Source organism: Pseudomonas sp. C6002, from assembly GCF_013385805.1.
Classification (GTDB): Bacteria; Pseudomonadota; Gammaproteobacteria; order Pseudomonadales; family Pseudomonadaceae; genus Aquipseudomonas.
This window is the reverse complement of record NZ_JACAPH010000029.1, coordinates 23,984-37,366: the sequence shown is the minus strand read 5'-3', so window position 1 is coordinate 37,366 and position 13,383 is coordinate 23,984. Positions and strand designations below refer to the sequence as shown.

Genomic DNA, 13,383 nt, shown 5'->3' with positions numbered 1-13,383 from the left:
CCCGGGCTGATTTTTCTCGGAAACTCCCTTGTGGCTGGCATACTGGCAACCTTTCCGGGCCCTTGAGTCCGGGGTCCATGCGCGTGTCATGAGGATTTGCGGTGAAAAAGATAGCCGTGTTCGCCGATGTACAAAACCTCTACTACACCGTGCGCCAGGCGTACGGCTGTCACTTCAACTACGCGGCGCTGTGGGCTGACATCAGCCAGCGCGGGCAGATTGTCGAGGCGTATGCCTATGCCATCGACCGTGGCGACAGCAAGCAACAGCAGTTCCAGCAGATCCTGCGCAACCTGGGTTTTACCGTGAAGCTCAAGCCTTACATCCAGCGCAGCGACGGCTCGGCCAAGGGCGACTGGGACGTGGGCATCACCATCGACATCATGGACGCCGCCGCCCATGTCGACGAAGTGGTGCTGGCCTCCGGCGACGGTGATTTCGACATGCTGCTGGACCGCATCATCAGCAAGCACGGCGTCGAAGCCGTGGCCTACGGCGTGCCGGGGCTGACGGCCAACTCATTGATACGCGCCGCCAGCCGCTACGTGCCGATTGAAGGCGCGTTGCTGCTTAAATAGATTTTTGACGGAGTTGGAACAGGTTTGGAACGTATAGCGGTCATCGACTTTGAAACCACCGGCATCCAGCCGAGCAGCAGCTGCCGGGCCACGGAAATCGCCGTGGTCATCCTGGAGCAGGGCCAGATCGTGGACCGCTACCAGAGCCTGATGAACGCTGGTGTGCGTGTGCCGGGGTTTATTGAGCAACTGACCGGCATCAGCAACGCCATGTTGCGCACCGCACCGTCGGCGGAGCGGGTGATGAACGAGGTGAACGAGTTTGTCGGCACCACGCCGCTGCTGGCCCACAACGCCGCGTTTGACCAGAAGTTCTGGGATTTCGAGCTGGGGTTGATCCGGCGTACGCGTTTGCAGAAGTTTGCCTGTTCGCTATTGCTGGCGCGACGCTTGATGCCGGCGGCGCCGAACCACAAGCTGGGTACCCTGACCTCGTTTGCCCAACTGCCCCACACCGGCAAGGCTCACCGGGCGATGGCGGACGCGGAGATGGCGGCGAACCTTACCGCTCACCTGGCCGAGGAACTGCGTCGCACCCACGGGTTGCGGGAGTTGTCACACGAATTGCTGTGCAGCTTGCAGAAGGTTCCGGCGGCGAAGATCAATGATCATCTGAAGAAGCATCGCGGGTTCTAAGTCGCTTGAGCAGAACTCCATCTTCAACATGACGAAGATCCAAATGTGGGAGCGGGCTTGCTCGCGAATACGGAGTATCAGCAAACACATGCGCTGACTGACACACCGCATTCGCGAGCAAGCCCGCTCCCACATTAGTTTTGCGGTGTTATCGAGGCTGTAAGCAGTCCAGCGACCGATCCACCACCACCTTCGAATCAGTGAAGCTACTGACGTCATCGCAGGCAAGCCAGCTCCCACAGTTGAGCGAGGGTGTTTCAGGCAACTCGGTCAACTATGGCGAACGTTCCCACGCTCCGCGTGGGAATGCCGCCCTGGACGCTCTGCGTCCGCTCTTCAAGTCGTGACGCAGAGCGTCACCGGATGCGTTCCCACGCAGAGCGTGGGAACGAGCTGCCGAGCGGCGTGTTCAGTTGCCACTCTTCCCATTCCCCTCCAACTGCCCCAACGGCACCCGCCGCTCTATCGCGCTCGACAAGATGATCGAGGTCTTGCTGAACCCGAATTTCGCCACCCGATTGATCAGGTTCTCCAGCTCCGGCATCGAGCCCACCGCCGCCTGCATGATCACGCACGGATCGCCCGTCACCCGATGGCATTCAGTCAACTCGGGAATTTCCGACAGCGCGTCGTAAACCTTCTGGCTCCCATGATTGGTCAACCGCAACTCAATCACGCACTGGATCGGCAACCCCACCTTCGACAGGTCGACCTTGGCCTGATACCCGGTAATCACACCACTGGCTTCCAGTTTCGCCACTCGCTCAGCCACGGCGGGCGCGGACAGGTTCACGGTGCGCGCCAGTTGCGCGTAGGACGCGCGGCCGTCTTCCAGCAGGGCGCTGAGAAGCATACGGTCGTATTTGTCCATGATAAGGCTCCGGGAATGCATAGCTTTCGAAAGCACGGTTTATAGCCTTGATAACCATGTTTTGAAAAGTGTACTGGCGCTTTAAACAGGTTTTGTAACTTATGTTTACGGCCGGGGATTTCTAAAATAACGCTCCCTTGTCCTGCCACAGAGCTGCCCAATGCCTGGCCCACGTCGCTTTCCCTTACCGTTGATCGCCGCCTTTTTTGCGTTGTACGTGATCTGGGGGTCTACCTACCTGGTGATTCGCATTGGTGTGGAGTACTGGCCGCCGCTGTTGCTGGCGGGGATTCGCTTTATGACGGCGGGCGCGCTGATGTATGCCTTCCTGCGCTGGCGTGGGGCCCCGGCGCCGACGTGGGTGCAGTGGAAGGCTGCCGCGAAGATCGGCATTTTGCTGCTGACCTTCGGCAACGGTGCGGTCAGTGTGGCAGAACATACGGGCGTGGCGTCCGGGGTTGCCGCGTTGGCGGTGGCGACGGTGCCGTTGTTCACCTTGCTCTGTGGTTATTTCTGGGGCGCGCGTAATACCCGTCTGGAATGGGCCGGGGTGGTGCTGGGGATTATCGGCATCGCCATGCTCAATATGGGCTCCAACCTGCAATCGAGCCCCACCGGTGCGGCCTTGCTGATCTTTGCGGCGGCGGCCTGGGCCTTTGGTTCGGTGTGGAGCAAGCATTTGCCGCTGCCTCAAGGCGCGATGGCCAGTGCGGCGGAGATGCTGATCGCAGGTTTCGTGCTGCTGTTGCTCAGTGCCGTCAGCGGCGAACACCTGCAAGCCATGCCGCCGCTGGAAGGCTGGCTGGCCCTGGCGTACTTGACCGTGTTCGGCTCGATCATCGCCTTCAATGCCTATATGTACCTGCTCAAGCACGTACGCCCGGCGGCGGCCACCAGCTATGCCTACGTCAACCCGGCGGTGGCGGTGTTGCTCGGGATTGTGTTTGTCGGTGAGACCATCGGCACGGAAGAAGCCCTGGCGATGTTGGTGATTATCAGCGCGGTGCTGCTGATCAGCCTGCCACAGTGGCGAAAGCCAAAACCGGAAATAAGGTAAACTGCCGCGCATTGCGACCTTGCGCTGACTTTTTCCTACGGTATTTCCATGACTTTCGCCACACTTGGCCTGATCGAACCCTTGCTGCGCGCCCTTGAGACGCTTGGCTACCAGACCCCGACGCCGGTGCAGGCGCAAGCCATTCCGGCGGTGCTGGCAGGCCGTGACCTGATGGCTGCGGCCCAGACCGGCACCGGCAAGACCGCCGGTTTCGCCGTGCCGCTGCTGCAACTGCTGACCATGGAAGGGCCGAAAGTCAGCGCCAACTCGGTGCGCGCGCTGATCCTGTGCCCGACCCGCGAACTGGCCGAGCAGGTTCATGCGAGCGTCGCCGAGTACGCCCAAAACGTGCCGCTGACCACTTACGCCGTGTACGGCGGCGTGAGCATCAACCCGCAGATGATGAAGCTGCGCAAAGGCGTTGATGTGCTGGTCGCCACCCCTGGCCGCCTGATCGACCTGTTCCGCCAGAACGCGCTGAAGCTCAACCAGCTGCAAACCCTTGTGCTGGATGAAGCCGACCGCATGCTCGACCTGGGCTTCTCCGAAGAACTGGCGAACATCTACCGCATGCTGCCGAAAAAGCGCCAGACCTTGCTGTTCTCCGCAACCTTCTCCGACGAGATCCGCCAGTTGGCCGGGCAGATGCTCAACGACCCGCTGACCGTCGAAGTCAGCCCGCGCAACGTCGCCGCCAACACCGTCAAGCAATGGGTGGTGCCGGTGGACAAGAAGCGCAAGGCGGAACTGTTTGTGCACCTGATGCGCAAGGGCCGCTGGAAGCAGGTGCTGGTGTTCGCCAAGACCCGTAACGGTGTGGACGCGCTGGTGGAAAAACTCCAGGGCCTGGGCATCAATGCCGACGGGATTCACGGCGACAAGCCACAGGCCACGCGCCAGCGTGCGCTGGATCGCTTCAAGAGCAGCGACGTGCAGATCCTGGTGGCCACCGACGTGGCGGCCCGTGGCCTGGATATCGAAGACTTGCCGCTGGTGGTCAACTTTGACCTGCCGATCGTGGCCGAGGACTACATCCACCGCATCGGCCGTACCGGTCGTGCGGGCAACACCGGTGAGGCGATTTCCCTGGTGTGCGCCGATGAAGTGAACATGCTGTCGGCCATCGAGATGCTGACCCGTCAGACGTTGACCCGGAAGATGGAGCAGGACTTCGAACCGGAGCACCGTGTGCCTGATACCGATGCCACTGGTCAGGTGGTGAAGAAGCCGAAAAAGCCGAAGAAACCCAAGGCTTCGGGCGGCGGTGGTGGCAAGCGCAACCTGGGCAAGTGGGTGGACAGCGGGGAGGCGACGCCGGTCGAGCCTTCGATCAAGCCAGTGCGTAAGGTGCCTGTGTTTAACACCGGGCCGCGGAAAAAGAAGTAGGGCTTGTTGGTTATCAAGTAAACGCATAGTGACTACCGTGAGCGGAGCAATTCCGCTCGCGTCAAGTTGTGCCTCGTCATCCTTGATGAGTTATTGCTTGTGATTTGGATATTTTTTGTAATTGTCGCCGTGTTTAAGTGCTGGAACTTAAAATGCTTCATTTCCACTGAGGTTGAGTCAGAAACTGATTTCTGAATGACGAACTTAGATGGAGATGTAGATATGGCTGTGTTTTTAGTACCTTTTGTTTTGCCGGTCCTGGCGGCGGCGGGCATTATCGGCGGCGTTGTTGTAGACGGCGAAATCAAGAAAGGCAAGGCCGCTGACGAGAAAGCTTTCAAGCAGGTAGAGTTGCGTGTGGCCGAATTAAGGTCCCGGGTTGAAGACCATGCGGCGCGCGGCGAGTATGGGCAGGCAATCCATTCGTTCAGAGAGTTGATGTCGTTGTATGAGGCTAATTATTCGATCAGTCCTGAGATAAGGGCGCCATTGGATAAGTATCTACAGGATATGCTTTATACCAGTCAGGAAGAGGGCCAGAAACTCAGCTACGCCTTCAAGCAGGAATGGAACGATTTGAAACACGGCGATCCTTCCAGACTCTTCAGTGCGTATTCAGGTTATATAGAAAATCTGAAAATTTTACTGCCTGAAGAGGATGCTTTCCTGCAGAAGCAAGTAACAGCTTTTAAACGTGCCTATCCCGATCTAACAGCCAGTTGAGTCAGAGGTAACTTTGCTGCCGGGCGGTGATGGGGTGAGTGGGTCATGCCGGGGTGGCCGGCCTCAACCACTCAAGAACACCGCGCCCTGCCGCCTGCCCGCTGGCAAAACACCCCGTCAGCAAATACCCGCCCGTCGGCGCTTCCCAGTCCAGCATCTCGCCTGCGCAAAAAACGCCCGGCAATTGCTTGATCATCAAGCGTTCATCCAGCGCCTCAAACGGCACGCCGCCTGCGGTACTGATGGCTTCATCCATTGGCCGGGTTTTCACCAGCGTCAGCGGCAGCGCCTTGATATCCACCGCCAGCTGCGCCGGATCATTGAAGTGCTCCGCCGGTGCCAGCTCGCGCAAAAGCGCCGCCTTCACCCCATCCAATCCCAACTGACTGTGCAAATGCTTGCTCATCGAGCGTGAGCCGCGCGGCTTGCTCAGCGCTGCGATCACCTTGTCCAGTGGCTTACTCGGCAACAGGTCAATGTGCACCGTGGCCGATCCATCCCGGTTGATCGCCTCACGAATCGGTGCCGACAACGCATAGATCAGGCTGCCTTCGATGCCCGTGGCGGTGACCACACATTCCCCCAGCCGTGGCTTGTCGTCTGCCAGACCAATGGCGACGTTTTTCAGCGGTGCCCCGGCGAATTTGCTGACCATCAACTCGCTCCAGGCCGACACCTCGAAGCCACAGTTGCTCGGTTGCAACGCCGCGTAAGGCACGCCTTTGTCTTCCAGCAACTTCAGCCACGCCCCATCCGAGCCCAAGCGCGACCAACTGCCGCCGCCCAAGGCCAGCAACACCGCATCACCGCGTACGCTTTTGTCGCCCTCGGGGCTGTGGATAAGCAGGCTGCCGTCGGCATTCCAGCCCAGCCAGCGATGGCGGGTGTGGATAACTACGCCCTGGTCGCGCAGGCGCTTGAGCCAGGCCCGCAGCAGCGGGGCGGCTTTCATGTCAGTAGGAAACACCCGGCCGGAGCTGCCGATAAAGGTTTCAATCCCCAGCCCGTGTATCCATTCGCACAACGCATCGGCACCGAACTGGCGCAGCAACGGCGCCATGCACGGCGCCCGTTCGGCATAGCGCGCCAGAAACGCCGGGTACGGTTCGGAATGGGTGATGTTCATGCCCCCCACGCCCGCCAGCAGGAACTTGCGGCCTACCGAGGGCATGCCGTCGTACAGGTCGACCCGGATCCCGGCCTGGCTCAACACTTCGGCGGCCATCAGCCCGGCCGGGCCGCCGCCGATGATGATGACGTGTTGAGATGGGGTTTGAGTCTGGGGCATGGGGATAACTGCGGTTCGGCAAAGTAGGCCGAGCATTCTACCCGAGGATGCTCATGCTGCCTGATCAAAAAACATACAGCCTTCTGCAGGCCAGGCGGCTTATGGCCTGTAGGGGCTTTCACTCAGGTTATCCACAGGCAGTTCCACAGCGATTGTGGGTAACGCGCATAACTCAATGACAGCCTGATGATGTCCAGACGCGCTGCGCGCTGTGGTGCAGGATCCCGTGGCGACGGGCCAGGGCAGGGCGGTCTTTGCTGTAGCCGCCGCCGATCACCCCGACCACCGGAATATCGCGGCCCAGGCAGTGGCGCATCACGCTTTCATCGCGGGCGGCGACGCCTTGGTCTGTCAGCTTGAGGTAGCCGAGGGCGTCGTCCTTGTGTACATCCACGCCGGCGTCATACAGCACCAGGTCGGGCTGATACAGCGGCAGCAGGTAGTTGAGGGCATCGTCGACCACCTTGAGGTAGTCCGCGTCGCCCATGCCCATGGGCAGCGGGATGTCCCAGTCGCTTTGCGCCTTGCGCGCGGGGAAGTTCTTTTCGCAGTGCAGGGACACGGTGATTGCATCCGGGGTGTCGTGGAGGATGCGTGCGGTGCCGTCGCCCTGGTGCACATCGCAGTCGAAGATCAGCACCCGGTTGACCCGCCCGCTGGCCAGCAGGTAATGGCTGATCACGGCCAGGTCATTGAAGATGCAGAAACCCGCCGGGTAATCGTAGTGGGCGTGGTGGGTGCCGCCGGCCAGGTGGCAGGCCAGGCCGTGTTCCAGGGCCTGCTCGGCGGCCAGCAACGAACCGCCCACCGCGCGCACGGTGCGCCGGGCCAGGGCTTCGCTCCAAGGCAGGCCAAGGCGCCGTTGGTCTTCGCGCGACAACTCGCCGCTCATGTAGCGTTCGATATACCCAGGTTCATGGGCCAGGGCCAGAATCTCGGCGGGGCAGAGTTCCGGGCGCAGCAGTTGGCTGTCCCGTGTCAGGCCGCTCTCCACCAGATGGTCACGCAACAGGCGGAATTTATCCATGGGGAAGCGGTGGTCTGCCGGGAACTCGGGGCTGTAGTCATCGTGGTAGATCAATGGCAAGGGCATGGCGATTTCTGACGGGAACCAGCGACGGATCTTAACAGCGCGTTACACTCACGCACATGGCAAGGGAGGGGGACCAATGGAGCCGATACTGCAATTGGAAAGCGCACGCCTGGTGCTGCGCCAATGGAGCGATGCCGACTTGCCGGAGTTTGCGCGCATGTGCGCCGACCCGCAGGTGATGCGGTATTTCCCGGCCACCTTGAGCCGCCTGGAAAGTGCCGCGCTGATCGGGCGTATTCGCGGCCATTTTGCCGAGTACGGTTTTGGCCTGTGGGCGTTGCAGCGCAAGGACAGCGGCGAATTCATCGGCCTCACCGGCTTGCTGAATGTGAGCTTCGAGGCCCCGTTCACTCCGGCGGTGGAGATCGGCTGGCGCCTGGCCAGGGAACACTGGGGCCTGGGTTACGCCAGCGAAGCCGCCTGGACTGCCCTGCGCTGTGGTTTCGACCGGCTGAAGCTGGACGAAATCGTTTCGTTTACCACTGAAGCCAATCTGCCATCACAAAAAGTCATGCAGGCCATCGGTATGCATTACGATCCCCTGTCAGATTTTGAACACCCCAAGGTCGCAGCCGATGACCCCTTGCGGCATCATGTGTTGTATCGCATCACCCGCGCCCAATGGTTGGACACGCTGCACGGATAAGCAGCCCGGAATGCCCAATAGATTGTTGTAGGAGATGCTCTATGAGCCAAGTGTTGGAAGATCTGGTGGACCTGCTGACCCTGGAACCGATCGAGGAAAACCTCTTTCGCGGCCGCAGCCAGGACCTGGGCTTTCGCCAGCTGTTCGGCGGCCAGGTGCTCGGCCAGTCGCTGTCGGCAGCCAGCCAGACCGTTGAAGAGGCGCGGCATGTGCATTCGTTGCACGGTTACTTCCTGCGCCCCGGCGATGCGGCGTTGCCGGTGGTGTATTCGGTTGACCGGGTGCGCGATGGCGGCAGTTTCAGCACGCGCCGGGTGACGGCGATCCAGAAGGGCAACCCGATCTTCACCTGCAGCGCTTCGTTCCAGTACGACGAAGAAGGCTTCGAGCATCAGACCACCATGCCCGTGGTGGTCGGCCCGGAGAACCTGCCGTCGGAGCTGGAGCTGACCCAGCAGCGCGCGCACCTGATTCCCGAGCACATGCGCGAAAAGCTGCTGTGCCCCAAGCCGATCGAAGTAAGGCCGGTGACCGAGAAAGACCCGTACAACCCGCAGCCGTCCGACCCGGTCAAATACGTGTGGTTTCGTGCGGACGGCGCCCTGGCCGACTCGCCGGCGCTGCACAAATACCTGCTGGCCTACGCTTCGGACTTCGGCCTGCTGACCACCTCGCTGCTGCCCCACGGCAAGACCGTGTGGCAGAAAGACATGCAAGTCGCCAGCCTCGACCACGCGCTGTGGTTCCACGCCGACCTGCGTGCCGATGACTGGTTGCTCTACGCCATGGACAGCCCATGGGCCGGCAATTCCCGTGGGTTCTCCCGGGGCAGCGTGTACAACCGCGCCGGGCAACTGGTGGCATCGGTCACCCAGGAAGGCTTGATTCGTCATCGCAAGGATTGGGCATGAGCCTCAGTGATGTGAAGCACTGGGTGTTCGACATGGATGGCACCCTGACGGTGGCCGTGCATGATTTTGCGGCGATCCGCGTGGCGCTGGATATTCCGGCGACTGACGACATTCTTACGCACCTGGCGGCGTTGCCCGCCGATGAAGCAGCGACCAAGCATGCGTGGTTGCTCGCGCATGAGCGTGAGCTGGCGCTGGGTTCGGTAGCCGCTACCGGTGCCGTGGAGTTGGTGCGGGAATTGGCCGGGCGGGGTTATCGCCTGGGCATCCTGACGCGCAATGCGCGGGAGCTGGCCCATGTGACATTGCAGGCGATCGGCCTGGCGGACTGCTTTGCAGCCGAGGATGTGTTGGGGCGTGATGATGCGCCGCCCAAGCCTGACCCGGGTGGTTTGTTGAAGCTGGCGCGAGCGTGGGAAGTGGCGCCGCAAGAGATGGTGATGGTCGGTGATTACCGGTTTGATCTGGATTGCGGGCGGGCGGCGGGGACGAAGACTGTGCTGGTCAATCTGCCGGAAAACCCGTGGCCGGATCTGGCGGATTGGCATGCTGAAGATTGCGCGGTATTGCGCCGGATGATTTAGTCCGGTCGATGAAAATCCAATGTGGGAGCGGGCTTGCTCGCGAATGCGGTGTGTCAGTCAATACATAGGCTGACTGATCCACCGCATTCGCGAGCAAGCCCGCTCCCACATTTTTGATCCGGTTTCTTCAGTGGTTATTGGAACAGTACTTTCTGCCCTTCAGGCGACGTAAACATCTTGTCCCCGTTATGCCCAACCCCCGGCACTTCCACCAGCTTGTGGCCCAACTGCGGGTGCCGCTGCTTGAGGTAGTCAAAATAATTGTGCCCGCGAATCAAGCGATACGCGCCCTGGGTTTCAGCGCCGCAGCTCTTGTCCAGCGCCGGGTGATTCGGGTCGGTGTCCTGCTGGCCCAGCAAGTAAGTGACATTACGCGAAACGTAAGCCTGCTCCAGCTGCTCGGCACTTTGCCCCTTGGCGTAGGCCGGCAGGTTTTGCATGCCGTACTTCCAGTCGTTGAAGCCCGGGCAACTGGCAACATCGAATTTCACCGGACGCTGTGGGCTGAAGTACGCGTAGGACGACGGGTTGGCCACCACATAACGCAGGCTGATGCCCTCGGTTTGCAGCAGCGGGTGATCATGCCCGGTCAGCGCAAAACGCTGCACCACTTGGCCGCCACCGGAATGGCCGGCCACCACGATTTCCTTCAGGTTCGGGAACAGCTTGCGGTTGCCCAGGTGCTTGATGATCTGGTCCAGCGCGCCGTAGGAGCTGATCTGGCCCGGGCCTGTGGACGGCTCGCCGGCCATCCAGTCGTTACTGTTCCAGCGCAGGGTCTGGCTGTCGATCTGGTTGCGCTTGAGGTCGGTCTGGTTGAGGAACTGTGGCGCAATCACCAAGGTATTGGCGTTTTGTCCTGCGGCTTCGGCCGCTTTTTCGCCGCTGTCCAGGTAGGTCATCGCGTTGCGCAGGCGACCATGCACTATGATCAGCGCGCGGGTAACTTGAGGCAGCGGCTGGCGCCAGTCCTGGCTCAAGCCGACGCTCAGGTCGCCGGCATCCAGGTGAAAACGATCGGGACTGACCACCTTGACGCCATGTTCGGCAGCCCAGGTGGAGGAGGAACAGGTGATCAACAAACCTAACAGCAGACCCAGTCGTTTATTCATTTAAAGGCTCTTGGCGGTAAAGGTGTCGCATTGAGTGATCTGGCCCTGGGCGAAGCCGGTCTTGAACCAGCGAACCCGCTGTGCCGAGGTGCCGTGGGTAAACGAGTCAGGCACCACGCGGCCCTGGCCCTGTTGCTGCAAGCGGTCATCGCCAATCGCGTTGGCCGCATTCAGTGCTTCTTCAATGTCGCCGGGCTCCAGCCAGTTCAGGCGCTTTTGCGCGCGGTTGGCCCACACCCCGGCGAAGCAGTCGGCTTGCAGCTCCTGGCGCACCAGCAGGCCGCCGTCGCCTTGCATCTGCCGGCCTTGCTGGCGGGCTGCCTGAATCTTCGCCGAGATGCCCAGCAGCGTCTGCACGTGATGTCCGACTTCATGAGCGATCACGTAGGCCTGGGCAAAGTCGCCGGCGGCCTTGAAGCGCTGGGACATTTCCCGGAAGAAATCCAGGTCCAGGTATACCTGTTGGTCTGCCGGGCAATAGAACGGCCCGCTGGCGGACGTGGCGCCACCGCAGGCGGAGTTCACCCGGCCACGGAACAGGATCAGTTTGGGGTTCTTGTAGGTCAGGCCGTTTTCCTGGAACACCTGGGCCCAGGTGTCTTCGGTGTCGCCGAGGACGGCGCGCACGAAGTCGGCTTGTTCATCATTGGCCGGCGGCGCCTGGCGGGTTTGCGGGCTGACGGAGGGCGCTTGCTCGGTGAGCTGGCCGCTGAGTTGCCCGAGGATCTGCATCGGGTCCTGGCCGGTCAGCCAGCCGATGCCGACGATCAGCACGATGGCCGTCAGGCTCAGGCCCTTGCCGCCCCCAAAACGCATGCCACCGCCACCGCCACCGCCGCCGCTGTCATCGCGGGCGTCTACCACGTTGTCGCTGCGTCGGCCTTTTTTCCATAGCATGTGGCAATCCTCTTTGTGAACCTGCAGCTCAGTGTTGTTGGTGTGTAGGGTTGGCGCCAGTCCGGCTGTCTGACGATGCTAAACGCTGTGTCGTCCGACCTGTATGAAGCTTGTGTCAGTCGCGGCAATACCCTTCGCCGGTGTCGACGATCAGGCAGTCCTTCTTGTCGGCCAGCCATTTCAGGCCAGTGGCTTCGCCGTCGCCAGCGCTCAGGATCTGCGGCCCGTCCGGGCGTTCAAAGGTGATGCCGTCTTCGGATGCCTGGCCCTTGAAGGTGCCGGAATCGTCGTCATCCAGGCCGTATTTCATGGTCAGTACATAGTGGCCGCGGCCGATGCTGTCGTCCTTGGCGATGGTCAGGTTCAGGCCTTCGACGCCAATCCACTTGCCGACCCATTTGTCGGTGGGCAGCACTTGCGGTACCAACGTTGCCTGGACAGACGGCGGGGCGGGCGCCTTGGCGGTCTCGGCTTGCTTGTCGCAGGCGCTGAGCAGCGTCAGGGTCGAAAGAATCAACAGGGTTTTTTTCATGGTGAGAAAGCCTTGGTTAAAAAACGCGCAGTGGGCGGGGCGGCGTGAAGCGTTGGACTGGAAAACCGCAATTTAGTGCGCTGTTCGAACAGTGTTTGGTTATGCTCTTGAGCGAGGCGCTTTACCCGTTCTAGATTATGCCGCGGTATGCGGCGGTCATTTCAGCCTGCCACTCAAGAGAATGCAATGACCCTCAGCACCCCACTTTCCGGCGTCAACCACCCGCTCAAAGGCATTTTGCTGATTGTGGTGGCGACCTTTCTGTTTTCCAGCCACGACGCGCTGTCGAAATACCTGGCCGGGTTCTACCCGATCGTGATGGTGGTGTGGGCCCGCTACCTGGTGCACACGCTGTTGATGGCCGGGATCTTCCTGCCGCAATCGGGCCTGCGGGTACTGCGCAGCAAACGCCCTTTACTGCAAGTGGCGAGGGCGTTGTGCCTGCTGGGCACCAGCCTGTTCTTTACAGCGGCGCTGCACTTTATCCCGTTGGCCGAAGCCACGGCGGTCAACTTTCTTGCGCCGATCCTGGTCACCGCGTTGTCGGTGCCGCTGTTAGGCGAACACGTGACCCGCGGCCAATGGCTGGCGGTGATTTGCGGGTTTATCGGGGTGCTGATCATTGTGCACCCGGGCGGTGAGCTGTTCACCCCCGCGGTGTTGTTGCCGCTGACGTCGGCGTTGTTCTTCTGCTTCTACCAACTGCTCACCCGCATCCTCAGCAAGTACGACACCCCCACCACCAGCAACTTCTTCGCCGGGTTGTGCAATACCTTGGTGATGAGCGCCTTGGTGCCGTTCTTCTGGCAGGTGCCGAGCCTGTGGCACGGGGTGCTGATGCTGGCGCTGGGCACTTGCGGGATGACCGCACACTTGATGCTGACCCAGGCCTTCCGCTTCGCAGCGCCGGCCCTGCTGGCGCCGTTCGGCTATTGCCAGATCGTGTTTGCGGGGTTGTTGGGCTGGCTGGTGTTCAGCCACACCCCGGACCTGACCACCGTGGTCGGGATCGGGGTGATTTGCCTGAGCGGGTTGGCCGCTGCCTGGCAGCAGCGGCGCAGGTAGGAAA

15 protein-coding genes are annotated in these 13,383 nt (G+C 61.1%); 9 read left to right on the top strand and 6 right to left on the bottom strand.

What is annotated here, in order from left to right:
• The first annotated feature begins 101 nt into the window (after positions 1-101).
• A complete protein-coding gene (locus tag HX817_RS18840) occupies positions 102-578 on the top strand; it encodes an NYN domain-containing protein (RefSeq protein WP_003215502.1) in 477 nt (158 codons plus the stop codon).
• Positions 579-602: 24 nt separating this feature from the next.
• Positions 603-1,214, top strand: a complete 612-nt coding sequence (locus HX817_RS18835) for a PolC-type DNA polymerase III (protein WP_003215504.1) — start codon at positions 603-605, stop codon at positions 1,212-1,214.
• 409 nt (positions 1,215-1,623) lie between these two features.
• Here the strand turns inward: HX817_RS18835 and HX817_RS18830 are convergent, their stop codons facing one another.
• Positions 1,624-2,085 carry an Lrp/AsnC family transcriptional regulator gene (locus HX817_RS18830; protein WP_003215506.1) on the bottom strand — a complete coding sequence of 154 codons (462 nt, stop codon included), beginning with the start codon at positions 2,083-2,085 and terminating at the stop codon, positions 1,624-1,626.
• A gap of 160 nt (positions 2,086-2,245) precedes the next feature.
• Here HX817_RS18830 and yedA point away from each other — a divergent pair, with 160 nt between their 5' ends.
• The 3 genes from yedA to HX817_RS18815 all read left to right on the top strand — a co-directional run bounded on the left by yedA (position 2,246) and on the right by HX817_RS18815 (position 5,251).
• A complete protein-coding gene (gene yedA / locus HX817_RS18825) occupies positions 2,246-3,142 on the top strand; it encodes a drug/metabolite exporter YedA (protein ID WP_008436601.1) in 897 nt (298 codons plus the stop codon).
• 48 nt (positions 3,143-3,190) lie between these two features.
• Positions 3,191-4,528: a DEAD/DEAH box helicase gene (locus HX817_RS18820; protein WP_003215511.1), complete on the top strand. Its 1,338-nt coding sequence runs from the start codon at positions 3,191-3,193 to the stop codon at positions 4,526-4,528.
• A gap of 195 nt (positions 4,529-4,723) precedes the next feature.
• Entirely contained in the window at positions 4,724-5,251 is a 528-nt protein-coding gene (locus tag HX817_RS18815) for a hypothetical protein (RefSeq protein WP_238544249.1), read from the top strand.
• A gap of 43 nt (positions 5,252-5,294) precedes the next feature.
• Here HX817_RS18815 and HX817_RS18810 read toward each other — a convergent pair whose 3' ends face one another.
• Entirely contained in the window at positions 5,295-6,539 is a 1,245-nt protein-coding gene (locus HX817_RS18810) for a TIGR03862 family flavoprotein (RefSeq protein WP_177040860.1), read from the bottom strand.
• A 172-nt stretch (positions 6,540-6,711) separates the two neighbouring features.
• Entirely contained in the window at positions 6,712-7,632 is a 921-nt protein-coding gene (locus HX817_RS18805) for a histone deacetylase (protein WP_008436610.1), read from the bottom strand.
• Between the two features lie 76 nt (positions 7,633-7,708).
• Here HX817_RS18805 and HX817_RS18800 point away from each other — a divergent pair, with 76 nt between their 5' ends.
• Genes HX817_RS18800 through HX817_RS18790 form a run of 3 tightly spaced genes read left to right on the top strand, consistent with a single transcriptional unit; the run spans position 7,709 to position 9,773 of the window.
• Positions 7,709-8,278, top strand: coding sequence for a GNAT family N-acetyltransferase (locus HX817_RS18800; RefSeq protein ID WP_134327353.1), 570 nt, complete (start codon positions 7,709-7,711; stop codon positions 8,276-8,278).
• Positions 8,279-8,319: 41 nt separating this feature from the next.
• A complete protein-coding gene (gene tesB, locus HX817_RS18795) occupies positions 8,320-9,189 on the top strand; it encodes an acyl-CoA thioesterase II (RefSeq protein WP_003215520.1) in 870 nt (289 codons plus the stop codon).
• On the top strand, positions 9,186-9,773 hold the full coding sequence (locus tag HX817_RS18790) for an HAD family hydrolase (RefSeq protein ID WP_177040858.1): 588 nt from the start codon (positions 9,186-9,188) through the stop codon (positions 9,771-9,773). The genes tesB and HX817_RS18790 overlap by 4 nt, the downstream gene beginning before the upstream one ends.
• A 134-nt stretch (positions 9,774-9,907) precedes the next feature.
• Here the strand turns inward: HX817_RS18790 and HX817_RS18785 are convergent, their stop codons facing one another.
• The 3 genes from HX817_RS18785 to HX817_RS18775 all read right to left on the bottom strand — a co-directional run bounded on the left by HX817_RS18785 (position 9,908) and on the right by HX817_RS18775 (position 12,314).
• Positions 9,908-10,885 carry a hypothetical protein gene (locus HX817_RS18785; RefSeq protein ID WP_003215523.1) on the bottom strand — a complete coding sequence of 326 codons (978 nt, stop codon included), beginning with the start codon at positions 10,883-10,885 and terminating at the stop codon, positions 9,908-9,910.
• Positions 10,886-11,782, bottom strand: a complete 897-nt coding sequence (locus tag HX817_RS18780; RefSeq protein WP_177040855.1) for a neutral zinc metallopeptidase — start codon at positions 11,780-11,782, stop codon at positions 10,886-10,888.
• A 115-nt stretch (positions 11,783-11,897) separates the two neighbouring features.
• Positions 11,898-12,314 (bottom strand): hypothetical protein, encoded by a 417-nt coding sequence (locus HX817_RS18775; RefSeq protein WP_008436613.1) that lies wholly within the window; start codon positions 12,312-12,314, stop codon positions 11,898-11,900.
• 186 nt (positions 12,315-12,500) lie between these two features.
• On the opposite strand from HX817_RS18775, the gene HX817_RS18770 reads away from it, so the two are divergent.
• Positions 12,501-13,379, top strand: coding sequence for a DMT family transporter (locus HX817_RS18770; protein WP_177040853.1), 879 nt, complete (start codon positions 12,501-12,503; stop codon positions 13,377-13,379).
• Positions 13,380-13,383 lie beyond the last annotated feature (4 nt).

What these genes read in the sequence shown, in the direction of transcription:
- HX817_RS18830 (WP_003215506.1), bottom strand. Translation starts at nt 2,085, where the DNA reads ATGGACAAATACGACCGTATGCTTCTCAGCGCCCTGCTGGAAGACGGC.
- yedA (WP_008436601.1), top strand. Translation starts at nt 2,246, where the DNA reads ATGCCTGGCCCACGTCGCTTTCCCTTACCGTTGATCGCCGCCTTTTTT.
- HX817_RS18820 (WP_003215511.1), top strand. Translation starts at nt 3,191, where the DNA reads ATGACTTTCGCCACACTTGGCCTGATCGAACCCTTGCTGCGCGCCCTT.
- HX817_RS18815 (WP_238544249.1), top strand. Translation starts at nt 4,724, where the DNA reads ATGACGAACTTAGATGGAGATGTAGATATGGCTGTGTTTTTAGTACCT.
- HX817_RS18810 (WP_177040860.1), bottom strand. Translation starts at nt 6,539, where the DNA reads ATGCCCCAGACTCAAACCCCATCTCAACACGTCATCATCATCGGCGGC.
- HX817_RS18805 (WP_008436610.1), bottom strand. Translation starts at nt 7,632, where the DNA reads ATGCCCTTGCCATTGATCTACCACGATGACTACAGCCCCGAGTTCCCG.
- HX817_RS18800 (WP_134327353.1), top strand. Translation starts at nt 7,709, where the DNA reads ATGGAGCCGATACTGCAATTGGAAAGCGCACGCCTGGTGCTGCGCCAA.
- tesB (WP_003215520.1), top strand. Translation starts at nt 8,320, where the DNA reads ATGAGCCAAGTGTTGGAAGATCTGGTGGACCTGCTGACCCTGGAACCG.
- HX817_RS18790 (WP_177040858.1), top strand. Translation starts at nt 9,186, where the DNA reads ATGAGCCTCAGTGATGTGAAGCACTGGGTGTTCGACATGGATGGCACC.
- HX817_RS18785 (WP_003215523.1), bottom strand. Translation starts at nt 10,885, where the DNA reads ATGAATAAACGACTGGGTCTGCTGTTAGGTTTGTTGATCACCTGTTCC.
- HX817_RS18780 (WP_177040855.1), bottom strand. Translation starts at nt 11,782, where the DNA reads ATGCTATGGAAAAAAGGCCGACGCAGCGACAACGTGGTAGACGCCCGC.
- HX817_RS18775 (WP_008436613.1), bottom strand. Translation starts at nt 12,314, where the DNA reads ATGAAAAAAACCCTGTTGATTCTTTCGACCCTGACGCTGCTCAGCGCC.
- HX817_RS18770 (WP_177040853.1), top strand. Translation starts at nt 12,501, where the DNA reads ATGACCCTCAGCACCCCACTTTCCGGCGTCAACCACCCGCTCAAAGGC.